The following is a 25,454-nucleotide window of genomic DNA, read 5'->3' on the forward strand; positions in this document are numbered from 1 at the left end:
AATAGTCTGAAGTGTCAAGCAAGGCTCCGGACTCGCGGCACTGACCGTGTGCGATTGTGTGAGATATGGCGCCCCAGTCTTCCTCCGTTGCTCCGTCATGGGTCCCCTCGAATGCCGCCATTGAGAGCGCACGTGTCGTCGAGTTGGCTCGGTGGCTCGTAGCCGAGGGCAAAGCGTCGTTCGCTGATCCGACCGACTTCCGAGAGCTTCAGGCGTGGTCGGCGGCGAATCCGAGCGAGTTCTGGGGAGCCGTTGCGACGTTCTTCGACGTCAGGTTCGACACACCTCCGACGGTGGCGCTCGGAGACGAGACGATGCCCGGCGCCGAGTGGTTCCCCGGATCTACGCTCAACATTGCCGAGCACTTCCTCCGTCGTGACGACGACGCAACCGCAATCGTGGTGGTACGCGACGACGGCACACGAGAGTCGATCACGTTCCGGGAGCTGCGTCGCCAGGTAGGCGTGGCCGCAGCTGCGCTTGCTGACCTTGGCGTAGGGCCAGGGCGCCGCGTCGTCGCCTACCTTCCCAGCAGCATCGAGGGAGTCGTCGCGTTCCTCGCGACGGCTTCCATTGGGGCGACCTGGGCACAGACCGCGATGGACTACGCGGCACCGGCTGCGGCAGATCGCCTGGCTCAGCTCGAGCCGACCGTGTTCATCGTCGGGACAGGGCACACATTCAAGGGGCAGGTCGTCGACCGGCGCGACGAGGCAGCCGCATTGCGGGCCTTGCTGCCGACGGTTCGCCATGTCATCGCGGTGCCGACGTCAGGCCTCGAGCCGGCGATGCCGGACGCGTCGACATGGGCAGACTTGATCTCCGGTTCTCGGTCGATGGAGCCCGTCCCCGTCGCCTTCGATCACCCGCTGTGGGTGCTGTTCAGCTCAGGCACGACGGGCAAGCCCAAGGGAATCGTCCATGGCCACGGTGGTGCCCTCTTGGAGCAGCTCGTACTGGCAGGCTTGCATGTGGGACTTCGCGACGACGACGTCTTCTTCTGGTTCACCTCGCCCAACTGGATGATGTGGAACGCCCAGGTCGGCGGACTCCTCATGGGGTCGACCATCGTGTTGTACGACGGAAGCCCAGCGGTCCCCACCGCTGATGCCCTCTGGCGTGTGGCTGCCGAGCTGAAAGTCACTGCCTTCGGCACTAGCCCGGGCTACCTGCAGCTGTGCGAGCGTGAGGGTGTCGAACCGGGCAAGGAGGTCGACCTTTCGAGAATCAGGATCGTCGGCATCACTGGATCCGTGCTTCCTCCATCGGGCAACCGGTGGGTCCGCGAACACATCAGCCCGGACATCCAGGTGGCCTCGCTGAGCGGCGGTACGGACATCGTCGGGATCTTCGTTGCCAGTGCTCCAACCACTCCCGTTTACGACGGCGAGATCAGTGCGATCGCGCTCGGCGTCTCGCTCGAGGTCTGGGATGACGATGGCAGGCAGGTCGAGCCCGGCGTGGCCGGCGAGATGGTGATCACCCGACCCATGCCGTCGATGCCGGTGTCGTTCTGGAACGACCCTGACCGCAGCGCGTACGAAGGTGCCTACTTCGAGACCTTCCCCGGCGTATGGCGTCACGGCGACTCGATCACCGTTACCGAGCGCGGCACTGTGGTGATTCACGGCCGCTCCGACTCGACGTTGAACCGGCAGGGCGTCAGGCTCGGCAGCGCTGAGATCTATGCCGCCGCCGAGTCGCTCCCGGACGTCGTGGACTCGCTCGTCGTCGGGGTCGAACAGCCTGATGGTGGCTATTGGCTGCCGATGTTCGTCGTGCCCGCAGAGGGCAGCGATGTCGAGGGACTGCCGGACCGGATCAAGGCACGTATCCGTGAGCAGACCTCACCACGGCACGTACCCGACGAGATCATCATCGCTCCTGCGCTGCCGCACACGCGTACGGGCAAGAAGCTTGAGGTGCCGGTGAAGCGCCTGCTCATCGGCGGTGATCCTGCCAAGGTGCTCAGCGCGGGCGCGGTCGATGACATGGCGGCCCTGCACTGGATCATCGACTTCGCAAAGCAGCGAGCCTGAGAGTCAGAATGGAGGCCAGGGCACCGCGGGCATGTCTCCCGACGGGGCAGGAAACGAGCCGCGCTTGATCAGGCGATCGCAGCGTGCGTTGAGCGCCGACAGCTCCTGGCCAGTCAGTAGATCGGCCAGTACGGTGCCGAGGTCGCCGTCGAGCGCCGTATGTACACGCCGGACGCCCGCCAGCTCGTCGGCATCGAGCTCGGCGTCGATCCAGCCCCACAGGACCGTGCGGAGCTTGTGCTCGGCGTGGAAGGTCAGCCCGTGGTCGATGCCGTAGCGGTGACCATCCAACGTCTCGAGTACGTGACCACCCTTGCGATCGGCGTTGTTGACCACGATGTCGAACACCGCCATCCGCCGGAGGGCGGGGGAGTCCTCGTGAATCAGTGACACCGGCTGATCGCGGGCATCGAGTCCGTCCAGTACGTGGTGCCAGCCTTCTCTCATCGCATCCGCGGGCACGAGGTCGACCGCGTTCTGGCCGGGATCAACGTCCTGCCAGAGCTGGACCATGCCAACACCCATCGGACCTTCGCGGAGCCACGTACGGGGCACGATGTTCCAGCCGAATGCCTCCGAGACCACGTATGCAGCAGTCTCGCGGCGGGCGAGGTTGCCGTCAGGGAAGTCCCACAGTGGCCGCTCGCCGGCAACTGGCTTGTAGACGACTGTCACGTCTCCGATGTGACCGACGAACGTCGCATTCGACGCTGGCATGATCCGGCTCGTGAGGACCAGTTCGTCGGCGAGAAGGTCAGTCACCGAAACCCTTCGGGCAGCTCGCAGATGTGGTCGTCGGAATCCATAGGGAGGCTGCACAGCGGGCACAGCGGTCGGCCGGCGCCGACGACTTCGCGCGTGCGCTTGGCGAAGGCACGCGCCGTGCCGACTGGAATGCGTATGACGAGGACCTCTTCGGGCTCGATCTCTTCCATGTCGAGAACGTCGAGCTCCTCGGCGTCGACCTCGATGATCGGGAATGCCTCGATGACGAGCTGTGCCGTGGTCGGGTCCCAGCCCAGGCCCATGGCGCCCGCGCGAAACTGCTCCTCGATGGGCAGCTCCAGCGGATCGTTGTCGACCAGGCCCTCGGGTGTCAGGGCAGGCACGCTGAACGGGTTGCCGTCCTCGGCCATGAGCTCGTCGAGGACTTCCTCGATGCGTTCTGCGAGCGCGGCCGACTGCTGCTTCTCCATGGAGACGCTGACGAGCTGCTTGCCCGCTCGAGCCTGGATGTAGAACGTACGCTCGCCGGGTTGGCCAACGGTGCCGATGACCAGTCGATCGGGCCAGTCGAATCCGTGGACGATGGGAGCCATGCGACCAGCCTAGGAGTCGCTGGCAACGTCCGCCGCGTGACCCGCGCCGCCGCCCACGGGAGCGTCCTCTGATGCAGGCTTCACGCGCATCCAGGAGAGGTCTCCGGCGTGGGTGTTGCTGGCGACCACGTACGGTCGCGCCGACGTGTAGCGAACGATCGACACGGATGCCGGATCGACGTTGATGCGTTGGAAGAGGTCGAGGTGCATACCGAGTGCGTCAGCGAGGATCGCCTTGATGATGTCGCCGTGGCTCACCGCAGCCCATACAGCGCCAGTGCCGTGCTCGGCTTCGATGGCTGCATCGTGGCGCCGGATTGCCGCCACGGCTCGCGCCTGCATCGTCGACATCGACTCACCGCCCGGGAAAGCTGCTGCCGACGGATGGTTCTGGACTATCGACCACAGGTCTTCTTTTGCGAGGTCGCTGAGGGACCGGCCCTGCCAGTCGCCGTAGTCGCACTCGGTTATGCCCTTTTCGGTCACGACCTTCGGCTTGTCGGCTTGCTGGTCGACGATCGCCTTGGCCGTCTGCCGACACCGCTCGAGCGGACTGGAGACAACTCCGACGAGGGGTACGTCGCCCAAGCGCGCGCCAGTGCCTACGACCTGCTCGTGCCCGACTTCGTCCAGCTGGATGCCCGGGGTACGGCCCGCGAGCAGCCCGCTGGCGTTCGCGGTCGTACGTCCGTGCCGCACCAGGATCACCGTTGCCATGATGCGAGCCTAGGTGCCGCTTCGTTGGGGTCCGCGCGGACCCGTCCGCCCAGTGGTTGTTCCCGGTTTGAACGGCCGAGAGAGCGGGTCATTCGCGCGAACGCGCCCTCACTCCTTCGCGTAGTTGGATGCCCCCCACCAATCGACGACGATCACTGGCTCGTCGCCGACAACCCACGCGTCGTGGCCGTGTGGAATGGCAGTGACGTCGCCGGCCGTCGCATCGAACTCTGAGCCGTCGGCCATCTGGATCCGCAGCGTGCCCTGCACGTGATACTGAAAATGAGGGGCCTCGCAAAGGTCGGTTCCGGCGATCTGCTTCACGTGCTCTGACCAGCGCCACCCCGGTTGCAGGGTCAGGCGTCCGATCTCGCTTCCTCCGATCGACACCAGGTCCACCACCCCGTGTTCAAAGGTGCGGGTTTCGTCTGGACTCGCGAAGTTCTTCTGCTCAGCCATTGTGGTTGTACCCATGCCTCGACTCCATTCCTTGTCGCGCGACGTTTTCGCCGCCATTTGAGCATCGACCCAGGCCATTGCAATGTCCTTGCAGCCGGACTGGCACCCGCGACGGCGATAGGATTCAGCGGTGGGTACCCCCTCGGTGCGCGTGCTTGGTGAGTTGGCCATAGACGGCCTTGAGACGCGTTCGCTCGCCGACCGGAAGGCTCGGCTGGTGCTGCAGCTGTTGGCCTTTGCTCGCGGTCGTCGAGTCAGCACGGCAGCACTGGTGGACGCGCTCTGGGGTGAATCACCGCCGGCCCGCCCCGCTGACCAGGTGGCCGTGCTCGTGAGCCGACTGCGCCGTGCGCTGGGTCGTGACAGCATCGACTACGGCGAGCACGGCTATCGGCTGCAGTATGAATGGCTCGACCTCGACGAACTGGCCAGCGTCACTTCGGAGGCCGAGCGCCGTCGGGACGCAGCTGACGTCGGCGGAGCGCTGGCAGCGAGTCGGGTCGCTTTGAGCCTGATCCGTGGTCCCCTGCCGGAACCGGTCAGTGAAGCCGACTGGGTGCTGGCTGACCGAGCTGCGGCCGTCAGGCTCATCCAAAGGGCTCGGCACAGCGCCGCCGCAGCTATGCTCGATGCCGGGGAGTGGCTGGATGCGCTGGACGTTGCGGAGGCCGATCTGGGTGCCAACCGATACGACGAGGACGCTGCCCGCCAGGTCATGAGGGCGCATGTTCTTGCCGGCCGCCCGGCGTTGGCGCTTGCCGTTTATGTCGACCTTCGCTCAACGCTTGCTGAAGATCTTGGTACAGATCCTTCATCGGCAACCTCAGATCTGCACGAGGCGATCCTGCGCGGAGACGTTGTGGCCAGCTCTGCAGCGACGGCCGTGCCGATGTCGGGCGTCGTGGGTCGCCAGGAGCAGCTCGGCATCCTTGACCGGCTGGCCGAGCGCATTTCCGAGGGCACCATGCGGATCGTCGTGGTCGCCGGCGAGGCAGGTATCGGCAAGACCACACTGATCTCGGCCTGGGCGCGGCATCGAAGCGCGGCCGGGGACATTGTCATGTTCGGGACCTGTGGAGCTCTCGACCGGTCGGCGCCGCTTGACGTGCTGCTTGCAGCGATTGCGGAGCACATACGTCGTGCGCCCGATCCTGTTGCGCTGCTGGCCGAGGATGCGCCGCTATTGGCCCCGTTGCTCGGTTTGGCGGAACTGCCTGTGAGGGCTGGACGCCGTGCACCCGACCCTGTCCTTGGGCCGGCCACGCTATTCGCTGCGATCACGGCAGTTCTTGAGCGGATCGCTGGTGACCAGGGCGTTGTCCTGGTGATTGACGATGCGCACCTCGCAGGGCCGCCACTTGCGGAGTGGGCCAGTTTTGCGCTGCGTCGGTCGCCCCGTTTGCTGGTCGTCGCAGCCTCGCGCGTCGCGGAGGGCGCACCGTTCCCGAGTACCGATGACATCGTTCTTGGCCCACTCGGCCGACAGGAGACCGCGGAGCTCGTCGGCGAGGAGCGCGCGTCCGAGCTCTACCTCCGGTCGGGGGGCCATCCGCTGTTTCTCAGCGAGCTGGCGAGTTCCTCAACGCTGTCCGACGAGGCAATTCCGCCCTCCTTGGTTGCGTCGGTCGAGCTCAGGTGCGATCAGCTCGGGTCCGCGGCTGGCGTGCTGCGTGCTGCCGCCGTGCTCGGCACGCAGCTCGACATCGACCTGCTGGCGTCAGTGCTCGGCCGACCCACCCTTGACGTCCTCGCGGACGCAGAGCTCTCCGAGAGTCGTCAGTTCCTGGTTGATCGCGGTGGCCGGTACGCGTTCCGTCATGAGTTGATGCGGGAGGCCCTTGCAGCGGGCGCAAGCTCTGGCCGTGCTGCGCTACTTCACCGGGAGGCGGGTCGCATCCTCGCCGAACGGCCGACGTCAGACCCCGTTCGGGTCGCCGAGCATGCGCGTCTCGGTGGGGACCTCGTCCAGGCAGCCCGCTCTCTTCGACTCGCTGCACAGCGCGCTTCCGAGCGCTTCGATCACGCCACTGCTGAGGCGTTGCTTGACCAGTCGCTCGCGCTGCACGCGGAGGATGGCGCATTGCTTGAGCGAGCTCGCGTGCGGACACGACGTGGCCGCTATGGCGACGCGCAACTCGATGTCGAAGCGGCAGACCGTGGCGCGGAGGGTTACGAGGTCGGTGCGTGGGCGGCGTACTTCGATCGTCGCTTCGACGACGCAATCCAGTTTGCTCAGGACGGTGAGATCAGCGCGGCCGACGCCGAGATCCAAGCTCGCTGCCTCACCGTCGGAGGGCGCACTCTGCACGCGAAGGGAGATCTCGTCGGAGCGGAGCTCAAGCTCACCGCCGCAGTGTCACAAGCTGTCGGGCCGGATCGGCTGACCGCAGCAGCTTGGTTGGGTGTCTTGAAGTCTCATCGCAGCGAGACTGATGAGGCGATCAATCTGCTTCGTCCAGTTGCTCACCCGGGTGCGGGCGTCGACCTCACCTCGGCCACGCTGCATGCGCTCCTTTTCACCGGGCATGCGCATGCACTCGCGGGGCGACCCCGGGAAGCGATCGCGGCATTCGGCCACTACGACGCCGAGGTTGTTCGTCGCCAGGTACCGCGGTTCAGCGGGAGGGGGGTGAACATGTCAGGTTGGGTACTACGCAACATTGGCGCGCCGCAGGCTGCGATGGACGCGCACCAGGAGGCTCTTGACATTGCCATTGGTGAAGGGATGGTCGAGATGCGCATCGCGGCGCTGGAGGATTTGGCAGAAGAAAGGCTTCGCATCGACGACCCCGAAGGAGCCACGGCGCTCTTGGATGAGTCAACTCAGTGGTTCGACGGAGATCTCGTCTTCGGCTGGCGGCTTGGCCTCAAGCTGGCGTTGCTGCGGACGAGGATTGCATTGCAGACGGGGGAGCCACAGCGCGCTCACGAATGTGCGACCGAATTGGTGTCGGCAGCTGACCAGATGGGGGTGCCGCGGTACAGCTCGGTCGGTCGGCTGCTCGTCCACCATGCTCGTGCCGGACTGGGCGAGCCCATCGACCTGGCAATGGTGCACAAAGATCTCGCAACGGTCGAGGCAAACGTGCTCCTTGAGGCGTGGTGGCTGGCCGGTCAGACGGGAGTCGCGCTCGGCGATGAATCCTTGATACGGCGAGCCGAGGTGTTGGCCAATGATCTGGCCAGGGCGAGCGGTGACACCTACGCCGATGGACTCAGAGCTGAGGCCGATCGTCAGCTCGCGGCATGGCGGATCAAGATGCGCTGAGCGCGAGGATGGGGATCACCACAGGTCCCACGCCGTTGACGGCTGCCTCCGCCTCAGTTCGAGCAGACTGGAGTACGTCGGGAGGGAGGGCGGCGGCGAACGGCGCGAGGTGCGCCATGCCGAGCCGCCAGTTCACGATCTCGGCCGGTGAGGTGAGCCCGCTGTCCACGTCGATGCGTTGCACGGTGACGTCGTCGAAGCCCGCAACCCGGGCGAGGTGGCTCAAGGCGGCCGGATTGTTGACGGCCGGCTCGAGATTCTCCTTCACGTGCGTGTACCAATCTGGCACCACAAACCCAAAACCTGTCATCACGTCATCGACGATGGACTTTGCTGGATGAGTCCATCCTGGGGCGAACGCCGAAGCCACCAACGCTGACCCGACTCGGCGCATCTCCTCTAGTGCGCCGGCGGGGTTGTCCAGGTGGCCGAGGCAAAAGGCGGCGATCACGAGTTGGAAGACGTCGTCGTCAAAAGGAAGCTGAACCACGTCCGCACAGACTGCACTGACCCGCTGGTGACGTTGATTGAGCATGCCAACGGAGATGTCGGTCGCGACGACATGGGCTCCGCGGTCCATCGCCACGCGGCTGGCCACTGCAGTCCCCGCACCTGCATCCAGCACTCGCGCACCGCGCAACGGTACGGCCGCGGTTCCAATCAGGGCGTCTGCGAGGCGCGCATAGACAGCTTCTGGACCGGCACGCCACGCAGTTGCGGCTTGGTCGTAGGCGTCCGCGACGCCCGTGAACCTCATGACAGCAGCGGTGCCGCGCGGATCGCGCGGTCCTCCCACCAGGCGAGCTCGTCGTCGTAGCCGGAGAATGCCTTTTCCCAGCCGAAATGGACGAGCCCTCCAAGCAGTGCGAGCGACATCTGGACTTCCCACCAGTCGGTTGTGTCAATCCCTCGCCGTTCGAGTGCGTCGCGGTACGACGTGAGCGCGTCTTCCTTCGAGGTCGGCAGCCGTCGACAATTGATCGCCAGATACCACGCGACATCGCACAATGGCGCTGCGCGGCCGGGCGTCTCCCAGTCGAGGATCACGGTGCGCCCCTGTGCATCGGTGCCGAGGTTGTCGAGCTTCCAGTTGCCGTGCACGAAGGTCTGGGGCGTCCGGGCCAGGGCTTGCACCAGCGGACCTGGGTTGTGAGCGAGGGGAGAGACGATGCCGGCCGCCTTGGGTGCAACTTCCTCCAGCAATGGCCACCCCTGGGCGACCAGGCGCGGAACGACGGCATCCGAACCAAGGGCGGCCTCGGCGGCCGCCATTGAAGGGGACAGCTCGAGGTAGCGCGTTGTCGGGGAGACGATGTCGATGTCGAGGGTGGTCTCCCAGAATCCGACATGCATGGCTGCCATGTGGTCGAGGAATTGCTCCTGCTGAGCGAGTGGGATCGGGTCGTCTGTGGCGGGAACCAACCACGGCGAGACATCATGCATCAACAGCGCCGAGATCTCGCCCTTGGCGACGGCCACGATCGGCTGGTTGAAGCAGTCCGGCAGGTGGTCAAAGATCCCTCGGGACCAGAGCTCGAGCGAGGCTCCGCCAGGTACGCCGGCCGCACGCATCGTCCAGTCATTCTCGGCGTCGAGGTACTTCACGACGTACGGTTCGCCGTTCAGTAGCAACCGATCCAGCCTCGCGCCAGACTTGCCGGGAGTCTCCATCGTCTCGCGTTCTTCCGCGCCGTCCAGGAGTGATTCGATCGACTCGTGGATGACGCGCAGGTCAGGCATCTGCCGCCTCCATCTCAGCCATCAGCGAAGCGGGCCACCGTCCACCGCACATCGCCACATCGGCAACGATGCGGTCATTCTTCACACGGAGTTGATGCAGATGGTGAGCGGTGTGGGGGACACCCTTTTCTGTCCAGGAGAGGAGGTAGCGCACGATTTCGCCGCCTTCGACGGGGAAACGCTCGAGCTCTTCGAACTGCGCCGGATCAGCGAACCAACCTGCGAAGGTGTCCTTGATCTCGGCGGCGCCGCGCCGGTGAAACCTCCAGTTTGGGACTGTCGCGTCCAGGATGGCGTCGTCGGACCAGGCGTCGCAATCCCGGATCGAGGCGGAGCTCACCGCCGCCAGAAATCGATCTACTGCCGTCGAAGGTGATTCGGTCATGGCTGACTCCTGTCAATACGAACATCGTGTCAGGTCTGACGATGCACGGGAGTACTTGCAGAGTGGTTGCAGTCGACCGTGATGCGGCGCGACTAGCCCGCATGAGTAACCAAGGGGTTGCACATCGCACCAGACGATGTGTAAGGTTTGGGTTACACATACACCTGAGGAGAAGTCATGAACACCAACACCATCGAACGGGAGATCGCCATTGAGGCACCCGTTGAGCGTGTCTGGTCGCTGATCACCCAAGCCGAGCATCTCGGCACCTGGTTCGGCGACGCTGGCGCTGACATCGACCTCCGCCCCGGCGGCGCTCTTGAGGTCCGCTGGGACGGCCACACGCTGATCGGCACTGTCGACGCGGTTGAGCCGACGAGCCGATTCGCGTTCCGTTGGCACCAGCTGGATACGCCGGCCGGCGCGGAGCTCACCGAACAGAACTCGACGTTGGTCGAGTTCTCACTCACCAGCGAGGGCGACACGACTCACGTACGTGTGGTGGAGAGCGGCTTCGGTTCGCTGGCTCTGCCCGCTGAGGAGCAGGTGGCTATGCACGCCGATCACAGCGGTGGATGGCCAGTTGAGCTCGGTCATCTCAAGGACCACGCGGCTGTCGTGGCGGCTTAGACCATGGCTCCCAATTCGATGGCCGGCTCGCGCGGCCCCGCATCCCGCCTGGCGGCGTTATCGTCGGTCGACGGTCAACCCCGGACCGCCTCCCTCCTCTGCCTTGCCAGCCGGGCACGGATGCCACGCTCCCTGATCGACCACCAATTGAGAGCCACGGCCTAATGATCGCCACAGATACCGAGGTGTTCAGTGCCCTCGGTGACGCGACCCGGTGGCAGGTCCTCACCACGCTCGCCGAGCGTGGTGAGGGCTCAGCGACGGTGATCGCCCGAGATCTACCGGTGAGTCGCCCCGCCGTGCTCAAGCACCTCCAGGTACTTGATCGCGTGGGCCTCGTCGGTTCTCGAAAGGTCGGGCGCGAGGTGCTCTACTCGCCTCGCTCCGAGCGTCTCGACGCGACGGCGCGTCGTATGGCCGAACTCGCTGCGGCATGGGACACCAGGCTCGCAGCCCTCAAGAAGCTCGCAGAAGGCTAAGACAAGGATTCGAACGCTCATGACCACACAAGACACAACCGATACGGCCACAACAGACCCGACCCGACAGGGCTACACGACGTCGTACACAGTCGCGCAGTCACCGGAGGAGGTCTTCGCGGCCATTCTGGACGTCAGCGCCTGGTGGACCGGTGAGATCGAGGGTGATGCGGACGAACTAGGTGCTGAGTTCACGTACCGGCACCCTCCGCAGCACTACAGCGTCCAGCGCGTGATCGAGCTCGATCCGAGCCGACGCGTGGTCTGGCGGGTGACGGACAGCCACTTGTCGTTCGTCTCAGAGCCAAGCGAGTGGACGGGAAGCGAGATCGTGTTCGACATCGCGCCGGTGACTGGCGGCACCGAGCTTCGGTTCACCCATGTCGGGCTGGTACCGGAGGTCGAGTGCTTTGGGGCATGCTCCGCGGGATGGCTGCACTACATCAACGGAAGTCTTCGCAGCCTGATCACCACAGGTGCAGGCCTCCCCGACCCGTGGTGATCTAGCCGGTAGCGATTTAGCCCGCGACGTACTCCGCCAGGTGCTTGCCGGTCAGCGTCTGCTTGTTGGAGACCAGGTCGGCCGGGGTTCCTTCGAAGACGACCTTGCCGCCGTCATGGCCAGCTCCCGGTCCGAGATCGATGATCCAGTCGGCATGCGCCATCACGGCCTGATGGTGCTCGATGACGATGATCGACTTCCCGGACTCGACCAGTCGATCCAGTAGCCCGAGGAGGTTCTCGACATCTGCGAGGTGCAGGCCTGTGGTGGGCTCGTCAAGGACATAGATGTCGCCCTTGCCGGCCATCTGGGTGGCCAGCTTGATGCGCTGGCGCTCACCACCTGACAGCGTCGTGAGCGGCTGGCCGAGGGTCAGGTAGCCGAGTCCGACATCGGAGAGCCGGTCGAGGATCTTGTGCGCGGCAGGGGTGTCAGCGTCACCCGTGGCGAAGAACTTCTCGGCCTCGTCAACTGACATCGCGAGCACTTCGGCGATGTTCTGGCCACCCAGGGTGTATTCGAGCACCGAAGCCTGGAAACGCTTGCCATTGCACTCCTCGCAGACGGATTCGACCGTGGCCATGACGCCCAGCTCGGTGTAGATGATGCCGTTGCCATTGCAGCTCGGGCAGGCTCCTTCGGAGTTGGAGCTGAAGAGCGCAGGCTTCACGTTGTTGGCCTTGGCGAACGCCTTGCGGATCGGCTCGAGCAGTCCCGTGTAGGTCGCCGGGTTGCTGCGACGTGAACCGCGGATCGCGCCCTGGTCGATCACGACCACGCCGTCGCGACCGTCGACCGAGCCATGGATCAGTGAGCTCTTGCCCGAGCCGGCGACGCCGGTGACGACGCACAGGAGTCCGAGCGGGATGTCGACATCAACGTCCTGGAGGTTGTGCGTCGACGCGCCGCGGATCTCCAGAGCGCCGGACGACGTACGAAGTTCGTCCTTGAGCTTGGCTCGGTCGTCGAAGTGGCGACCGGTCGTCGTGTCGCTCTTGCGGAGCCCATCGACGGATCCCTCGAAGCAAACCGCGCCACCTCCTGCGCCGGCAGCGGGACCGAGGTCGACGATGTGATCGGCGATCGCGATGGTCTCGGGTTTGTGCTCGACGACGAGGACCGTGTTGCCCTTGTCGCGCAGCTGCAGCAGCAACTGGTTCATGCGCTGGATGTCGTGCGGGTGCAGTCCGATCGTCGGCTCGTCGAAGACGTACGTGATGTCGGTCAGCGATGAGCCGAGGTGACGGATCATCTTGGTGCGCTGAGCCTCGCCGCCAGACAGCGTGCCCGCGGGTCGGTCGAGGGACAGGTAACCCAGACCGATCTCCGCGAACGAGTCGAGCACGTGCTGCAGGCCGGTCAGCAACGGTGCGACCGACGGTTCCTTGAGGTCGCGCACCCAGTCGGCCAGGTCCGTGATCTGCATCTGGCAGAGGTCGGCGATGTTCTTGCCCTTGATCTTGGAGGATCGGGCCTCGGCGCTCAGCCGGGTGCCTTCGCACTCGGGACAGGTCTGGAACGTGATGGCGCGCTCGACGAAAGCCCTGATGTGGGGTTGCATGGCGTCGACGTCCTTGGTCAGCATCGACTTCTGGATCTTGGGGATCACGCCCTCGTAGGTGAGGTTGATGCCCTCGACCTTGATCTTGGTCGGCTCCTTGTAGAGCAGATCGTTGAGCTCTTTCTTGGTGAACTTCTTGATCGGCTTGTCCATGTCGAAGCCGGCGCCGGAGAAGATGCGGCCGTACCAACCGTCCATGCTGTAGCCCGGGACGGTGAGCGCGCCTTCGCTGAGCGACTTCTCCTCGTCGTAGATCGCGGTCAAGTCGAAGTCGGAGACGGCGCCCATGCCTTCGCACCGCGCACACATACCGCCGAGGTAGACCTGGTTCTGCACGACGGCCTTCTCCACCCGTCCCCCTGCCTTCTCGGTGCTCATGACGCCGCTCGCCTTGCGAGTGGGGACGTTGAACGAGAACGCCGTCGGCGGGCCGATCTGGGGATCGCCAAGTCGGCTGAAGAGGATGCGCAGCATCGCGTTGGCGTCGGTCGCGGTGCCGACGGTCGAGCGGGGGTTTGCACCCATCCGTTCCTGATCGACGATGATCGCCGTCGTCAGGCCTTCGAGGTAGTCGACGTCGGGACGCGCCAGGTTGGGCATGAAGCCTTGTACGAAGGCGCTGTAGGTCTCGTTGATCATCCGTTGCGACTCGGCGGCGATCGTGGCAAACACCAGCGAGCTCTTGCCCGATCCGGAGACGCCGGTGAACACCGTCAGTCGGCGCTTCGGGATCTCGACGCTGACATCCTTGAGGTTGTTCTCGCGTGCACCCTGCACGCGGATCAGGTCGTGGTTGTCAGCCGGGTGGTCGGTCTTGCTCATTGTGTCTCCGTCGCTCGCGTGGCCTCGATGACGGCAACCCTAGCGAGGCTGGGAGACACCTTGCTTCTCCAAACCTGATCGACTCAGCCGCTCAGTGCTGGCGAGCGTGGCAGTACGCGTCGCGCTCGGCTGTCCGAGCCTTCGACGAGGCGAAGAGGCTCCGGTAGAGAACGGCCTGCGTCGTCGCGTAGGTCTCAATATTCGACTTGGCGATCGACAGGGCGAGGGGCGTCTTCGCCAGCGAGAGAGCCTCGGCGTTTCGCCAGACCAGCTCACGCCAGCCGCGCATGATGGCGCCAACTGCTTCCTCGTCAAGGTTGGCGAGATTCACGTCATCGAAGCGTGGGTCGAACTCGAGCGCTTCTTCGGCAAAGACCGGCTCGTAGAGACTGTCGAGACGCGGGTTGTACCTGTTGTGGTCAGGCTTGCGGGACACGCCGTCAGCGCCGGTGAGCCCAGCGCCAGCCAGCACGTACGAGAAGTCGCGGTTGATGTGGGCGTTCATGGAGAGCATGAAGTTGCCGAGAGCGCTGACGCTGCCGTCGTCGGCGACTTGGAGCGCGATGCGCCAAGCCTGAGGCACGAGATTCCTGCGCCCGGCGTGCCAGTTGTCGTATGCGTCGTAGTAGTCCTGTGCGAACGCCGCGTCCTGGTTTCGCAGCCACACGGGGTCGTCGTAGATCTCTTCGTCGAGTGCATCTCGTACGTCCTCGGTCACCCGGAGGTACGCCAGCGCGAACACCGCATCGTGGTCACACGTCGCGCGCAGGACGTCGTACCGATCCTGCATCTGCTCGATCGTCACGTCGATGCAGGTGGGACTGCCGTCAGCGCACTCGGTCTCGGTGGTCGGGTGATACGGCACCGGCGCAGGCGGAAGAATTTCGATGATCGGGTCCATCGTTCCTGCATTGGCTGGTAGCGCGGTCAGCCCAAGGACGATCGAGACGGCGGCGAGAAGCATGCGTCGTGGGAGCGACATAGGTGGACACTAGCGTCCCCACAGCCGGCTAGGCGGGATCGTCGATGAAGGGCATGAGGATCTCGAGGAACTCCCACGGCTGGGACGAGAACGGCAGGTGCCCGGTCGGGAACTCGTGCAGTGTCGCGTTCGGAATGACTGCGGCGGCACGCTTGCCGTCGCTCAGCGGCGTGGTCAGGTCCTTCGTGCCCCACATCAGCAAGGTGGGAGCGGTGATCTTGGCGGCCGCCGCGCGTAGGTCGAACGCCGGGTCGGCGAAGCTGCTCCACAGCGTTGCCGCGACGGCGGCGCCGCTGCCTGCAGCGCGCGCCTTGACGCGCGTGATGATCGCCTTGTCGGAGTCGGTCTTGGCTCGCATGTACGCCTTCGTCAGCAGCGGGAGCATCCGCTTGGTGAAGAACGCCGGGCTGCTCATCAGCTTGATGAACGCCTTGGTTGCCGGGGTCTGCTTGGTGAACCCGCCGGCGTTGACCAGGACGAGGCCAGCGACGAGTTCCGGATCGTCGATCGCGAGTCGCGCTGCGGCGTACCCGCCGACTGAGTTGCCGATGAAGATCGCCTGCTCCAGGTCGAGCGCGTTGACGACGTCCTTCAGCGTGACCACCAGGTCGGTCGCGCGGGGGAGCGCGCCACTGTTGGATGACTCGCCATGGTGCGGCCAGTCGAGTGCAATCGCACGGTGATTGCGGGCGATCTCGTCGAAGATCGGGTCGAAGTCACGGCGGTCGTGCAAGGTTGCGTGCAGCATGACGACGGGTACACCGGTGCCGCTATCGCGATAGCTGACCAGTCCGTGCGTCGTAGCAATGCTGGGCATGGGTCTCCAATGACTGGGTGGCAGTCATGTCTACCGCATGATCAGTCGTCGTTGTCCCCGCTTTGTGGGTCTTCGGTGTCAGGCGCATCTTCGCCACCCGGAAGGACCTCGGGGAATGCCGGATCAGGCAGGTCGGGTGTCTTCGGCCTGCTGGGCGGTTCGTTCGGATCTTGTACGTCGGGCTCGTACTGGTTCTCGGTCATGTGTGACTAGTACCCGTCTACGGGACAGTCGAACCGCGAACTACTTGCAGCCGAGAAGGACGAACAAACCACAGCGATTGGGCGTCGGCGTCGGCGACGGCGGAGGTGGTTCCTTCGTCGGCTCGGGATCCGGAGCTGAGGTGGTGGGCGTGGTGGTGGGACCGCCACCGCCCTGTGCTGGGGAGCCGGTGGGTGTCTTGGTGTCTTCGGAACCTGCCGACTCAGCCTCACGCTCGGCCGTGTCGGCAGAGGCCGGCGAGGTCGGCGTGGGCGTGGAACTGCCGACGACAGGTGCGTTCTTGCCGCTGAGGCCGGGAAGGGTCGCCGATGCCGTGTCCGCCGCAGGGGCCTCGCCGCGCGTGAATGTCAGGAATGCGGCCACGGCGATCATGGCAACCACAGCGCCGGTGATGATTCGCGGCAACGGTTTGCTGTACACGGGGGACTCCTCGTGCGCTTCGACGATGGGAGTGTGCCGGCAGCGCGACTTCAGATTATCGGTCGACCCGTTATGCGCGAAATCCTTCGGATGTGACGTTGCAGTCAGTCGTCGGTCAGTCCCACGAGCCTGAGCGGCCCTGCTTGAGGGTGCTGCGCTTCTTCTTGGAGTCGAGTCGTCGTTGTTTCGAGGCCCGGCTGGGCTTCGTGGCTCGCCGTGGCTTTGGCGGAATGATCGCGTGGGACACGAGATCCTCAAGCCGTACGCGTGCTGCCTCGCGATTGCGGTGCTGCGAGCGATACTGCGACGACACCACCGTGATCGCCCCGCCAACCAGTCGGTTGCTCAGCCTTTGTGAGGCGAGCTCCTTCTGAGCGGGGGAGAGCGCGGTGGTGTCGGTGAGCGACCAGATCAGCTCGACGCGGGTGTCGGTCGTGTTGACGTGCTGGCCACCAGCGCCCGAAGAGCGAGAGAACCGCCAGGTCATCTCGCTCTCGGGCAGGGACAGACGTCCGTTATGACTCATCGTCCGCAAGTATGCGATACAGAGCCTTCCGGGCATCGTTGAGGACTGCGGACGCCTTGGAGTTCTGTGCGGGGGTCCCGGTGGTTGCGACCTGTTTCCAGGCGTTTGTGAGGTCACGGAACGCCACGCGGATCTCAAGCGCTTCGGGCGCTGGATGGGGTGAAGTGTCCTCCCACGGTGTGCCGAGCTGGTCACGGTTCTCCTCGACGTACGCGGCGCCGTCGTCGGTCAGCGTGGCGGTCTTGCGACCATCGACGCGATCGAACGAGATGAGGCCTTCGTCCTCGAGCTGCTGGAGCACGGGGTAGATCGATCCGGGGCTGGGCTTCCACGCTCCGTCGGAGCGCTCGCCGATCTCCTGGATCAGCTGGTAGCCGTGCTGGGGCTGCTCGCTGAGGAGCAGGAGGGCAGCGGCGCGAACGTCGCCGCCCCGGCCGCCACGACGGCGTCCACGGGGGCGGCCGGGGCCGCCAAATCCTGGGCCACCAAAACCGGGGCCGAACTCACGACCGAAGCCGAAGTCTGTATGTCCACGTCCGCGACGGCGATCGGCCGGATTGCGGTGTTCTGAAGAATTGTTGTTGCGCATGGGGGTTACCCACTTTCTGTGTACGTCGACACGATCTGAATTGATCTAGTGCCGATACATAAACGATATATCGTAAATGTATCGGATGTCAACGCACGGAGAAGGTGGCTGTCGGATCAGCCGCCTGTCACGTACTTGTTGAGCTGATCGCGTTCGAACTCCAGCTGATCGGTTCGGTACTTGACGGCGTCGCCGATGCTGAGCACGCCGACCAGCCGCCCGTCGTCGAGCACGGGCACGTGGCGCACTCTGTGCTCGGTCATGACCTGCATCAGCGATCCGAACGAGTCATCGGGCGAGGCCACCCGCACGTCGGTCGTCATGATGCTGGCGACCGTCACGTCGCGGGCGTTGTCGACGTCGCGCAGCTTGCGGACCACATCACGCTCCGACACGATCCCGATCATCGACTCCCCGTCGTCACTGACCACCATCGCGCCGATGTTGTGCTCAGCGAGCACGTCGAGCAACTCACGGATCGAGGCCTCCGGGAGGATGGTGAAGATGGCATCGCTGCCCTTGGACGCCAAAACGTCGCTCACGCGCATACGTAACTCCTCAGGTGGTAGTTCTGGAACTGTAACGCTGAGAAGGCCGTCCTGCGAGGGATCGGTTTAGGGCGCTTCGTCGCTGGGTTCGCGGGTGAAGTCGAAGTTGTGCACGTTGTTGGGTTCGGCGGGGGCAGATGCCGGCTCGTCTTCCCATGACGGCTCCGGCGGTCCCGTGTCGGGGAAGTGGCCGACGTACGCCATCACCGCATCGTGCAATCGCGTGTTGGTGGCCAGTGCGTTCTCGCCCCACGGTCCCGGCTTGCCGGCGAGACTGGTGAACGTACCTCCGGCCTCGCGCACGACGATGTCGAGCGCTGCCATGTCCCACACCTTGAGCTCGGGCTCAGCGGCGATGTCGACTGCACCTTCGGCGAGCAGCATGTAGGAGAAGAAGTCGCCGTACGCGCGTGTGCGCCAGCAACGCCTCATCAGCGCGGCGAACGCGTCGGCCTTGCCGATCGCATCCCAGCCGCCGAGTGACGCGTACGAGAGCGAGGCGTTCTCGAGCTCGGTGATGCGGGAGACGCGGATCTCACGAGACGACATGAGCGACTTGCCGGTGTAGGCGCCAGTGCCCTTGCTGGCCCACCACCGACGACCGAGTGCGGGTGCTGAGACACAGCCGGCGACGATCTCGCCGTCCTCTTCGAGTGCGATCAACGTTGCCCACACGGGCACACCGCGTACGAAGTTGGCCGTGCCGTCAATTGGATCGATGATCCAGCGGCGACCGCCTGGGCCTGAGGTGCCTTCTTCCTCGCCCTGCTCCTCCCCGAGCACGATGTCGCGGGTGCGGGCGGACTTGAGCGTGCGACGGATGGTCGCTTCGACGGCTTCGTCGGACTCGGTTACGTACGTCATGTCGGGTTTGGTCGAGACCTGCAGGTCAATCGAGCCGAACCGATCCATCGACAAGTTGTCAGCGTTGTCTGCGAGTACGTGAGCGAGGCGCAAGTCGTCGTTGTACGAGTGAGCCATGGCCCTCAGAGTACGACGTTCTCGTAGGGAAATGCCGGAGGCCGGTCAGTAGTCGTCCTTCGTGCTCATGCTTGCCAGAATGCGCCGGAACGAGACGAGGCGCTCCGCCGGGATGGTGCCGTCGCCGACGGCCACGTCGAGCGCGCACTCCGGCTCGGTTGCTGAGTGCAGGCAACCGCGTGGGCAGTCGCGTGCGGCGTCCTGTAAATCCGGGAACGCCTTGATCAGCTGGTCGATCTCAACGTGCGCGAGACCGAAGGAGCGAATGCCCGGGGTATCGATGATCCAGCCGCCGAACGGCAGCTCCAACGAGATCGCCGATGTGGACGTATGGCGTCCTCGACCGGTCACTGCGTTCACGTAGCTCACCGACCGATGAGCGTCGGGAACGAGTGCATTGACCAGCGTCGACTTGCCAACGCCGGAGTGGCCGACCAACACGCTCGTACGGTCACGCAACACATCGCGAACGGCGTCGAGGTCGCCGCCCTGCTGCGTCACGACGACGCGTACGCCGAGGGGCTCGAACAGCGCGAGGATCTCGTCGGGCTTGCCGAGATCGGCCTTGGTGAGGCAGACGAGAGGCTCCATACCCGCGTCGAACGCGGCAACCAGGCAGCGATCGATCAGGCCGGCCCGCGGGGGCGGATCAGCGAGTGCAGCGACGATGACGAGCTGGTCAGCGTTGGCCACGATGATGCGCTCGATCGGGTCATCGTCGTCAGCCGATCGGCGCAGCACCGTGCGGCGGGGGAGTACTTCGACTATCCGGGCAAGGGATCCCTCGTCACCGCTGGTGTCGCCGACGACTCGTGCCTCGTCGCCGACGACAACACCCTTGCGGCCGAGGTTGCGCGACTTCATCGCTGTGATGGTGCGGTCGTCGAGAGTCACGGTGTAGCGGCCGCGGTCGATCGTCACGACTCGGGCAATCGCTGCGTCGTCGTAGTTGGGGCGATCCTTCGTACGAGGCTTCGTCCGGCGCTTCGGCCGGTCGAACTTGTCGTGCTCGTCGTCCCGTTCCCTGGGACTCACGAGGTGATCAGCCGTTCCCAGACGGGGGCGAAGTTGGGGTAGGTCTTGACGGTCGTCACGACGTTCTCGACCATCAGGCCCTCGACGCGGAGTCCGAGCACCACGGCCGCGTGGGCCATCCGATGGTCGTCGTACGTCTTGAATGTCTCAGCGTGAAGTAGCCGAGGACGGATCGCGATGCCGTCCTCAAGCTCCACTGCATCTCCGCCCAGCCGGTTGATCTCGGTGACGAGTGCCGCCAGGCGATCAGTCTCGTGTCCGCGCAGGTGGGCGACACCAGTGAGTCGCGAGGGTTCTTCGGCCAGCGCAGCCATCGCGGCGACCACGGGAGTCAGCTCGCCGACATCGTGCAGATCGAGCTCGACGCCCTTGAGCACAGGACCCGCGGTGAACACAAGATCGGCCCCGTCGCGCAGGGCCGTCGCGCCGAAAGCCTTGACGATCGTGCGCCAGGCGTCACCGGCCTGATCGGTCTGCTCGGGCCAATTGCGTATGCGGATGCTGCCGCCGGTGACCAGAGCTGCAGCAATGAAGACGCCGGCATTGGAGAGGTCCGGTTCAATCTCGTCGTCGAGAGCAGCGATTGGTCCAGGTGCGACCACCCAGCGATCGGGCTGGCTGTCGTCTACCTCAACTCCGCGCTTGCGCAGCTCGTTGACCGTCATCTCGATGTGCGGCATGGATGGGAGGGGGGCACCTACGTGCTGCAGCTCCAGACCTTTGTCGAATCGCGCACCGGCAAGCAGCAGTGCCGAGACGAACTGGCTCGACGCCGACGCATCGATCTCGAGCGGTCCACCTGCGACGCTTCCCGAGCCGTGCACGACGAACGGCAGCGAGCCGCGGCCTTCGTCATCAATCGCAACACCCAGACCGCGAAGGGCCGAGATCGTCGTGGCCATCGGGCGTACGCGGGCGTGCTCATCGCCGTCGAACGTGACATCGGCGCTCGTCAGCGCAGCGACGGCGGGCACGAACCGCATCACGGTGCCGGCCAATCCGCAGTCGACGGTGGCGACCGCAGTGTGGTCGAGTGCCGCGGGAGTGATGGTCCAGACCATGCCTTCGCGCTCAATCGTGGCGCCGAGTGCAACCAGGGCGTCTGCCATCAGCGTGGTGTCACGGGAGCGCAGAGGGCGGGTCAGCACCGAGGGACCGTCGCCGAGCGCGGCGAGGATCAGCGCTCTGTTGGTCTGCGACTTCGACCCGGGTACGAGCACCTCGCCGATTATGGGCGCGTCGCGGTAGGGAGCGAGCCATGGCAAGGGTGCGTTCATCACCCCCAGCCTATCGGCGGGACTAGCTGCGAATGTGGTCTATGTGCCCCGCCACGGAAGACGCGGTCTCGACGACCTTGTCCTTCGCACGGCGGCCGATGAACTTCTTGTGCGGATCAGGATCGAGCGTGGCCATCAGCAGCCCGCCGATCATCGAGATGTTCTTGAAGAAGTGGACGCGCTGGTTGGCTCTGACGACGGGATCCGTCTCGTTCCAATAGGGGTGTCCGACGTATGTTGTTGGCGGCATCGTGGCAGCAAGGACGAATGCTGAGAGCCGCGGAAGCCGGCCGGTCGCCAGGGCGGTGCCGGCCACCAGCTGCACGCCGCCGTTGAAGCGGGTCAGGTTGGACCCATTGACCGGAAGGTCGGGAGCAACCCGCTTGATCGCATCAGCGACTGGCTGCGCCTTCTTGGCTCGCGGACCGGGATCCTTGAGCGCCATTGCGCCACCGAAGATGAACATCGACGCCAGCATGGGGCGGGCTGCAATTCGCAGGAGGGTCATGCTTCATTCATACCCGACGGGTGCATAACCGCACCTCGGCGTGCTCAGAGCGGAAGCCAGAGCGGTGCCAGGAATGCCCGTGAGTCGTTGGTGGGATTCGGGTCCTCGGGCGACGCCACGGAGATGACTCCGGACTGGCCCAGCCCGCGAGCCTTCGCGATGAACGTCGCGCCTTCGCCTGCGGGAAGCTTCTTGGTGCAGGTGAGAGTCGTGAGTCGTTGGTTGCGTACGGCGTCGCCGCAGGCCCAGCCTGGGCTGACCACGCCGCGGAAGATGGTGCTGCGACGGAACGCGATCCGGACCGTCACGTCGCGGGCGATCGACGGCCCGTCAGTCTTGGCAGAGATCCCGATCGTGTAGCGATGCTGCAGCAGCGCGTCGTCATTGGTGATCGCGACGGATGCGATTCCGTAGTCGGTCGGTTTCGGTGGCGGTGGCGGTGGCGGTGGCGGTGGCGGCGGCGGTGGCTCTGCTTCGGTGACGTCCGGCGACGGCAGGGGGCCGGGCTCGACGACAGCTGCAGGCTGTTCGACGATCGGCACTTCTGGCTCGGCGGTCGGGGTCTCGGTGGGTTCGGGCAGCGGCACGAGCTCGTCCTCGGGGTCCAGCCCTGGTGTCAGCTCGACGAGCTCCGGTGAGGTCTCAGTCTGGGTGGCCGCGTCAGGTGTGATCTGAGGAGCAGACGGCTGCGCCGAGTTTGAGCTCGTCAGCCCGCCGAAATCGGTGGCGACGGCGACGGTGCCTGCGGTTGCCAGCCCAGCCACGACCGTCGCTGCGACGATGCCCTGGGCTCCGGCGCCGGCGACTCCTGCCGCGCCGGCGGTGACGGCCTTGACCGGAAGCGCGGCGACGCGGGCGACCTGGGCCGCCGTGCCCGTGAGACCCAGCGCCGTACCGATGCCCACGGCCGCCGCGGCGCTCGTCGCTGCGATGTAGCCAGCGGCTGCCGAGCCGAGGATGGCCGGTCCGAGGATGCCGGAGAGGTTTGAGTTGACCTCGGCGAGCTCGAGGTACAAGCCGGTGCACCGACTGCAGCCGTCGAGGTGATCCTCTACCGCGTGGGAGTCGCGGGCCGACAGGCCCTTGCGTACGTATGCGCCGAGCTGGCCGGTCGTCTTGCGGCAACCTTCGTGCAGCTGCGGAGCGAGGTGGCTTTGGAGGTAGGCCTGGCGGAGTCCCTCGCGGGCGCGGTAGGCGAGTGCCGAGACGCTGTTGGCGCTCATACCGAGCATTGGAGCGATCTCGGCCGGCTTCTGCCCTTCTACGTCGAGGTGCCAGAGCACGAGCTGCCAGCGTTCGGGCAGCGACCCGAAGGCATCTGCGGCTGCGCTGCGTTCGAACCTCATGGTCGTGGGATCGACGAACTCGACCGCTCGGTCGAGTTCTGCTTCGTCGTCAGTGGTCTTGACCTTCTTGTTGCCGCGGATGCGGTCAAGGTGAAGGCGTCGGATCGAGCTGAGCAGATAGGCACGGAAGAACTCATCAGGGCCCTTGCCTGCCTGGAGTACGCCGAGGACGCGGATGAAGGACTCGGATACCAAGTCATCGGCGTCGGGGCCCGGAGCCAGATGTCCCGCAAGCCGACCGGCAGCTTGCCGGTGCCGTTCGAACAACAATCCGTACGCGTCAGTGTCACCGCCGCGGACCGCGGCAATGAGGTCAGCGTCGGTTGACTCCGCTGTGGTGCTGAGCATGTCTGTCACGACGAGTTGACCTCCGGGAAACACAACGACGAGGTCTCCCGAAAGTTCCGTTGAGAACCGCGTCATAGGCCGGGTGTTGGGTCGTCTCATATATGTCCGATCGAGCGAAGGAGGGAAACGATGTTCAACTCGGGTATGAGCTTCGTTCCTCTGGAGCACGCCGTCCGTGACGGTCGTTCAGACATTGCTGTTGTTGCACGCGAGGTGGGAGCGAGTGCAGCACAGATGGGCGTGCCGCTCCACGAGGTCCTGGACCACGTGGAGCGCGCGCACGCCGAAGAGGAGCCGCCGTTCGCGACGGTCCGTGCCGCAGCACTGGCATGGGTCGAGGAGGCTCTGTTGCACCAGGTGGATGCATCGTGCGAGCACCCGTTGACTTCGTTGTCGACGGTTCCGCATGTCCGCTCCCGGCTCGGCGACGTCTATCGGGGGGCCGAGCGGGACGGCAAGCGGGCTGCGGACACGCACGCCTTGGTGGTGGTTGAGCTGCCGCGTCTGGATCCTGGAAACGAGCTGGAGCAGGAACTGCGGTCACTTGAGGTCGCTGAGGCAATGCGCATGGTCTACGTGGGAGACGAGACCGTCGCGCAGCTGTCGCCGCGGCGATTCGCTGCGCTCGTTGGAGTCGAGCGCGCGGACGCCGTGACGGTGCGACTGTTGGCGATGATGCTCGAGCAGGTGCTGGGAGACGAGCCACAGGTACGCCTGTGGGTCGAGCACCTGCCGAGCACCTCCGATGGGATCGCCTCAACGCTCGCTGCTCTGACGCTCTAGTCGTCAGTGCCGCGTGGCACGCTTGGCGTATGTGCGGGCGTTACGCGACAACCCAGACCTCGGCATCGCTCAACCAGGCCTTCGAGGTCGACCTGGTCAACTCGTTTGTCGAGCTCGAGGCCGACTACAACATGGCACCGACCAAGCTCGCGCCGATTCTGATCGGGCGCGCACCCGAGGAGGCCAGCGCCGATCGTCCGCTGCGCGAGCTGCTGACGGCCAAGTGGGGCCTCATCCCGAGCTGGGCCAAGGACCAGTCCATCGGCAACAGGATGATCAACGCCCGGTCGGAGACGATTGCGGAGAAGCCGGCATTCAAGAAGGCCTTCGGCAAGCGGCGGGCACTCATACCCGCTGACGGCTACTACGAGTGGTACGCCAGAGAGCCCATCGACGGCAAGAAGACCCCCAAGCAGCCGTTCTACATCACGCCCAAGGACGGGTCGATCCTGGCGATCGCGGGTCTCTACGAGTTCTGGAAGAACCGCGAGGACGACGAGTGGGTGATCAGCTACACGATCATCACCACCACGGCCGAGGATGAGCTGGGACACCTGCACGACCGCATGCCACTCTTCGTGGAGCCGAAGGGCTATGACGCGTGGCTTGATCCTGCCCCTCACCCGACCCAAGAGCTGCTCGAGCTGCTGATTCCCGCTGCGCCAGGCCGTCTCGACGCCTTTCCGGTGTCGACAGAGGTCAACAACGTACGCAACAACGGGCCTGAGCTGATCGTCCCACTTCCGCCGGAATAGCAAGCACGCGCACATCGTTCTAGTAGGCATGCAGACATGTGCCGAACGCAGCGTGGCGACCATCACTCCACTGCGTAAGCGTCCGACCCCCGGAGTAGGCTGGGGTGCGATGACAGTCACCCCTGCAAGCCCCGCTGACGCCGATCCGCGCAGCACTGAGACCCCGGAGCAGCGTCAAGCGCGCTTCGAGGCCGATGCCCTGCCCTTCCTCGACCAGCTCTACTCCGCAGCGCTGCGCATGACCCGCAGCCCGCATGACGCCGAGGACCTGGTCCAAGAGACCTTCGCCAAGGCTTTCACCGCTTTTCATCAGTTCACGCCGGGCACCAACCTCAAGGCGTGGCTCTACCGCATCCTGACCAACACCTACATCAACTCCTACCGCAAGAAGCAGCG

The 25,454-nt window shown here is 65.1% G+C and carries 28 protein-coding genes; 8 read left to right on the top strand and 20 right to left on the bottom strand.

What is annotated here, in order from left to right:
- The first annotated feature begins 65 nt into the window (after nucleotides 1-65).
- Nucleotides 66-2,039, top strand: coding sequence for an acetoacetate--CoA ligase (locus V6M39_RS02785; protein ID WP_332642141.1), 1,974 nt, complete (start codon nucleotides 66-68; stop codon nucleotides 2,037-2,039).
- A 3-nt stretch (nucleotides 2,040-2,042) separates the two neighbouring features.
- On the opposite strand, the gene V6M39_RS02790 is transcribed toward V6M39_RS02785, so the two are convergent.
- From V6M39_RS02790 to V6M39_RS02805, 4 genes are all read right to left on the bottom strand, one after another.
- Complete coding sequence (locus V6M39_RS02790) at nucleotides 2,043-2,801, bottom strand: SCO1664 family protein (RefSeq protein WP_332642142.1); 759 nt, start codon at nucleotides 2,799-2,801, stop codon at nucleotides 2,043-2,045.
- Nucleotides 2,798-3,358 (bottom strand): DUF3090 domain-containing protein, encoded by a 561-nt coding sequence (locus V6M39_RS02795; RefSeq protein WP_332642143.1) that lies wholly within the window; start codon nucleotides 3,356-3,358, stop codon nucleotides 2,798-2,800. Before V6M39_RS02795 ends, V6M39_RS02790 begins: the two co-directional genes overlap by 4 nt.
- Before the next feature lie 9 nt (nucleotides 3,359-3,367).
- Complete coding sequence (locus V6M39_RS02800; protein WP_332642144.1) at nucleotides 3,368-4,075, bottom strand: histidine phosphatase family protein; 708 nt, start codon at nucleotides 4,073-4,075, stop codon at nucleotides 3,368-3,370.
- A gap of 108 nt (nucleotides 4,076-4,183) precedes the next feature.
- Nucleotides 4,184-4,612: a cupin domain-containing protein gene (locus tag V6M39_RS02805; RefSeq protein WP_332642145.1), complete on the bottom strand. Its 429-nt coding sequence runs from the start codon at nucleotides 4,610-4,612 to the stop codon at nucleotides 4,184-4,186.
- A gap of 52 nt (nucleotides 4,613-4,664) precedes the next feature.
- Between V6M39_RS02805 and V6M39_RS02810 the strand changes: the two genes are divergently transcribed.
- Nucleotides 4,665-7,802, top strand: coding sequence for a BTAD domain-containing putative transcriptional regulator (locus V6M39_RS02810; RefSeq protein ID WP_332642147.1), 3,138 nt, complete (start codon nucleotides 4,665-4,667; stop codon nucleotides 7,800-7,802).
- On the opposite strand, the gene V6M39_RS02815 is transcribed toward V6M39_RS02810, so the two are convergent.
- The 3 genes from V6M39_RS02815 to V6M39_RS02825 are packed head-to-tail and all read right to left on the bottom strand — an operon-like array spanning nucleotide 7,789 to nucleotide 9,927.
- Entirely contained in the window at nucleotides 7,789-8,559 is a 771-nt protein-coding gene (locus tag V6M39_RS02815; protein WP_332642148.1) for a class I SAM-dependent methyltransferase, read from the bottom strand. The two genes, V6M39_RS02810 and V6M39_RS02815, sit on opposite strands and share 14 nt — an antisense overlap.
- Nucleotides 8,556-9,542: a phosphotransferase gene (locus V6M39_RS02820; protein WP_332642149.1), complete on the bottom strand. Its 987-nt coding sequence runs from the start codon at nucleotides 9,540-9,542 to the stop codon at nucleotides 8,556-8,558. Before V6M39_RS02820 ends, V6M39_RS02815 begins: the two co-directional genes overlap by 4 nt.
- Nucleotides 9,535-9,927 carry a hypothetical protein gene (locus tag V6M39_RS02825; RefSeq protein WP_332642150.1) on the bottom strand — a complete coding sequence of 131 codons (393 nt, stop codon included), beginning with the start codon at nucleotides 9,925-9,927 and terminating at the stop codon, nucleotides 9,535-9,537. Before V6M39_RS02825 ends, V6M39_RS02820 begins: the two co-directional genes overlap by 8 nt.
- 177 nt (nucleotides 9,928-10,104) lie before the next feature.
- Here V6M39_RS02825 and V6M39_RS02830 point away from each other — a divergent pair, with 177 nt between their 5' ends.
- The 3 genes from V6M39_RS02830 to V6M39_RS02840 all read left to right on the top strand — a co-directional run bounded on the left by V6M39_RS02830 (nucleotide 10,105) and on the right by V6M39_RS02840 (nucleotide 11,538).
- The gene (locus V6M39_RS02830) at nucleotides 10,105-10,557 is read left to right on the top strand and encodes an SRPBCC domain-containing protein (protein ID WP_332642151.1); all 453 of its coding nucleotides are present in this window, start codon (nucleotides 10,105-10,107) and stop codon (nucleotides 10,555-10,557) included.
- Between the two features lie 164 nt (nucleotides 10,558-10,721).
- Nucleotides 10,722-11,036: an ArsR/SmtB family transcription factor gene (locus V6M39_RS02835; RefSeq protein WP_332642152.1), complete on the top strand. Its 315-nt coding sequence runs from the start codon at nucleotides 10,722-10,724 to the stop codon at nucleotides 11,034-11,036.
- A 19-nt stretch (nucleotides 11,037-11,055) separates the two neighbouring features.
- Entirely contained in the window at nucleotides 11,056-11,538 is a 483-nt protein-coding gene (locus V6M39_RS02840) for an SRPBCC family protein (RefSeq protein ID WP_332642153.1), read from the top strand.
- Between the two features lie 16 nt (nucleotides 11,539-11,554).
- On the opposite strand, the gene V6M39_RS02845 is transcribed toward V6M39_RS02840, so the two are convergent.
- From V6M39_RS02845 to V6M39_RS02905, 13 genes are all read right to left on the bottom strand, one after another.
- Entirely contained in the window at nucleotides 11,555-13,921 is a 2,367-nt protein-coding gene (locus V6M39_RS02845; protein ID WP_332642154.1) for an excinuclease ABC subunit UvrA, read from the bottom strand.
- Nucleotides 13,922-14,012: 91 nt separating this feature from the next.
- Nucleotides 14,013-14,903, bottom strand: coding sequence for a DUF5995 family protein (locus tag V6M39_RS02850; RefSeq protein ID WP_332642155.1), 891 nt, complete (start codon nucleotides 14,901-14,903; stop codon nucleotides 14,013-14,015).
- A gap of 28 nt (nucleotides 14,904-14,931) precedes the next feature.
- A complete protein-coding gene (locus tag V6M39_RS02855) occupies nucleotides 14,932-15,720 on the bottom strand; it encodes an alpha/beta fold hydrolase (protein ID WP_332642156.1) in 789 nt (262 codons plus the stop codon).
- Between the two features lie 41 nt (nucleotides 15,721-15,761).
- Nucleotides 15,762-15,923: a hypothetical protein gene (locus V6M39_RS02860; RefSeq protein ID WP_332642157.1), complete on the bottom strand. Its 162-nt coding sequence runs from the start codon at nucleotides 15,921-15,923 to the stop codon at nucleotides 15,762-15,764.
- 40 nt (nucleotides 15,924-15,963) lie between these two features.
- Entirely contained in the window at nucleotides 15,964-16,362 is a 399-nt protein-coding gene (locus V6M39_RS02865) for a hypothetical protein (RefSeq protein WP_332642158.1), read from the bottom strand.
- 115 nt (nucleotides 16,363-16,477) lie between these two features.
- Nucleotides 16,478-16,888 (bottom strand): alternative ribosome rescue aminoacyl-tRNA hydrolase ArfB, encoded by a 411-nt coding sequence (gene arfB / locus V6M39_RS02870; protein ID WP_332642159.1) that lies wholly within the window; start codon nucleotides 16,886-16,888, stop codon nucleotides 16,478-16,480.
- A complete protein-coding gene (locus V6M39_RS02875; protein WP_332642160.1) occupies nucleotides 16,878-17,477 on the bottom strand; it encodes a PadR family transcriptional regulator in 600 nt (199 codons plus the stop codon). The genes arfB and V6M39_RS02875 overlap by 11 nt, the downstream gene beginning before the upstream one ends.
- 116 nt (nucleotides 17,478-17,593) lie before the next feature.
- A complete protein-coding gene (locus tag V6M39_RS02880) occupies nucleotides 17,594-18,025 on the bottom strand; it encodes a CBS domain-containing protein (protein ID WP_332642161.1) in 432 nt (143 codons plus the stop codon).
- A 66-nt stretch (nucleotides 18,026-18,091) separates the two neighbouring features.
- A complete protein-coding gene (locus V6M39_RS02885; RefSeq protein ID WP_332642162.1) occupies nucleotides 18,092-19,006 on the bottom strand; it encodes an inositol monophosphatase family protein in 915 nt (304 codons plus the stop codon).
- Nucleotides 19,007-19,051: 45 nt separating this feature from the next.
- Nucleotides 19,052-20,041, bottom strand: coding sequence for a ribosome small subunit-dependent GTPase A (gene rsgA / locus V6M39_RS02890; protein WP_332642163.1), 990 nt, complete (start codon nucleotides 20,039-20,041; stop codon nucleotides 19,052-19,054).
- Nucleotides 20,038-21,318, bottom strand: a complete 1,281-nt coding sequence (gene aroA / locus V6M39_RS02895) for a 3-phosphoshikimate 1-carboxyvinyltransferase (RefSeq protein ID WP_332642164.1) — start codon at nucleotides 21,316-21,318, stop codon at nucleotides 20,038-20,040. Before aroA ends, rsgA begins: the two co-directional genes overlap by 4 nt.
- Before the next feature lie 22 nt (nucleotides 21,319-21,340).
- Nucleotides 21,341-21,826 (bottom strand): DoxX family protein, encoded by a 486-nt coding sequence (locus V6M39_RS02900; RefSeq protein ID WP_332642165.1) that lies wholly within the window; start codon nucleotides 21,824-21,826, stop codon nucleotides 21,341-21,343.
- Between the two features lie 44 nt (nucleotides 21,827-21,870).
- The gene (locus tag V6M39_RS02905; RefSeq protein ID WP_332642169.1) at nucleotides 21,871-23,520 is read right to left on the bottom strand and encodes a sigma-70 family RNA polymerase sigma factor; all 1,650 of its coding nucleotides are present in this window, start codon (nucleotides 23,518-23,520) and stop codon (nucleotides 21,871-21,873) included.
- A 129-nt stretch (nucleotides 23,521-23,649) separates the two neighbouring features.
- Here V6M39_RS02905 and V6M39_RS02910 point away from each other — a divergent pair, with 129 nt between their 5' ends.
- The 3 genes from V6M39_RS02910 to V6M39_RS02920 all read left to right on the top strand — a co-directional run.
- Nucleotides 23,650-24,303 (top strand): hypothetical protein, encoded by a 654-nt coding sequence (locus V6M39_RS02910; RefSeq protein ID WP_332642166.1) that lies wholly within the window; start codon nucleotides 23,650-23,652, stop codon nucleotides 24,301-24,303.
- A gap of 29 nt (nucleotides 24,304-24,332) precedes the next feature.
- Nucleotides 24,333-25,058, top strand: coding sequence for an SOS response-associated peptidase (locus V6M39_RS02915; protein WP_332642167.1), 726 nt, complete (start codon nucleotides 24,333-24,335; stop codon nucleotides 25,056-25,058).
- A 109-nt stretch (nucleotides 25,059-25,167) separates the two neighbouring features.
- On the top strand, nucleotides 25,168-25,454 hold a 287-nt coding region (locus tag V6M39_RS02920; RefSeq protein ID WP_332642168.1), incomplete at its 3' end, for a sigma-70 family RNA polymerase sigma factor.

The sequence above is a fragment of the Aeromicrobium sp. genome (assembly GCF_036675695.1).
Classification (GTDB): Bacteria; Actinomycetota; Actinomycetes; order Propionibacteriales; family Nocardioidaceae; genus Aeromicrobium.

Bases quoted from the DNA above. Each gene is read 5' to 3' on its own strand.
- V6M39_RS02845 (WP_332642154.1), bottom strand. From the start codon at position 13,921: ATGAGCAAGACCGACCACCCGGCTGACAACCACGACCTGATCCGCGTG.
- V6M39_RS02880 (WP_332642161.1), bottom strand. From the start codon at position 18,025: ATGCGCGTGAGCGACGTTTTGGCGTCCAAGGGCAGCGATGCCATCTTC.
- V6M39_RS02910 (WP_332642166.1), top strand. From the start codon at position 23,650: ATGTTCAACTCGGGTATGAGCTTCGTTCCTCTGGAGCACGCCGTCCGT.
- V6M39_RS02850 (WP_332642155.1), bottom strand. From the start codon at position 14,903: ATGTCGCTCCCACGACGCATGCTTCTCGCCGCCGTCTCGATCGTCCTT.
- V6M39_RS02805 (WP_332642145.1), bottom strand. From the start codon at position 4,612: ATGGCCTGGGTCGATGCTCAAATGGCGGCGAAAACGTCGCGCGACAAG.
- V6M39_RS02830 (WP_332642151.1), top strand. From the start codon at position 10,105: ATGAACACCAACACCATCGAACGGGAGATCGCCATTGAGGCACCCGTT.
- V6M39_RS02815 (WP_332642148.1), bottom strand. From the start codon at position 8,559: ATGAGGTTCACGGGCGTCGCGGACGCCTACGACCAAGCCGCAACTGCG.
- V6M39_RS02860 (WP_332642157.1), bottom strand. From the start codon at position 15,923: ATGACCGAGAACCAGTACGAGCCCGACGTACAAGATCCGAACGAACCG.
- V6M39_RS02825 (WP_332642150.1), bottom strand. From the start codon at position 9,927: ATGACCGAATCACCTTCGACGGCAGTAGATCGATTTCTGGCGGCGGTG.
- V6M39_RS02855 (WP_332642156.1), bottom strand. From the start codon at position 15,720: ATGCCCAGCATTGCTACGACGCACGGACTGGTCAGCTATCGCGATAGC.
- V6M39_RS02875 (WP_332642160.1), bottom strand. From the start codon at position 17,477: ATGCGCAACAACAATTCTTCAGAACACCGCAATCCGGCCGATCGCCGT.
- V6M39_RS02820 (WP_332642149.1), bottom strand. From the start codon at position 9,542: ATGCCTGACCTGCGCGTCATCCACGAGTCGATCGAATCACTCCTGGAC.
- arfB (WP_332642159.1), bottom strand. From the start codon at position 16,888: ATGAGTCATAACGGACGTCTGTCCCTGCCCGAGAGCGAGATGACCTGG.
- V6M39_RS02800 (WP_332642144.1), bottom strand. From the start codon at position 4,075: ATGGCAACGGTGATCCTGGTGCGGCACGGACGTACGACCGCGAACGCC.
- V6M39_RS02905 (WP_332642169.1), bottom strand. From the start codon at position 23,520: ATGCTCAGCACCACAGCGGAGTCAACCGACGCTGACCTCATTGCCGCG.
- aroA (WP_332642164.1), bottom strand. From the start codon at position 21,318: ATGAACGCACCCTTGCCATGGCTCGCTCCCTACCGCGACGCGCCCATA.
- V6M39_RS02915 (WP_332642167.1), top strand. From the start codon at position 24,333: ATGTGCGGGCGTTACGCGACAACCCAGACCTCGGCATCGCTCAACCAG.
- V6M39_RS02785 (WP_332642141.1), top strand. From the start codon at position 66: ATGGCGCCCCAGTCTTCCTCCGTTGCTCCGTCATGGGTCCCCTCGAAT.
- V6M39_RS02885 (WP_332642162.1), bottom strand. From the start codon at position 19,006: ATGGCTCACTCGTACAACGACGACTTGCGCCTCGCTCACGTACTCGCA.
- V6M39_RS02795 (WP_332642143.1), bottom strand. From the start codon at position 3,358: ATGGCTCCCATCGTCCACGGATTCGACTGGCCCGATCGACTGGTCATC.
- V6M39_RS02900 (WP_332642165.1), bottom strand. From the start codon at position 21,826: ATGACCCTCCTGCGAATTGCAGCCCGCCCCATGCTGGCGTCGATGTTC.
- V6M39_RS02840 (WP_332642153.1), top strand. From the start codon at position 11,056: ATGACCACACAAGACACAACCGATACGGCCACAACAGACCCGACCCGA.
- V6M39_RS02835 (WP_332642152.1), top strand. From the start codon at position 10,722: ATGATCGCCACAGATACCGAGGTGTTCAGTGCCCTCGGTGACGCGACC.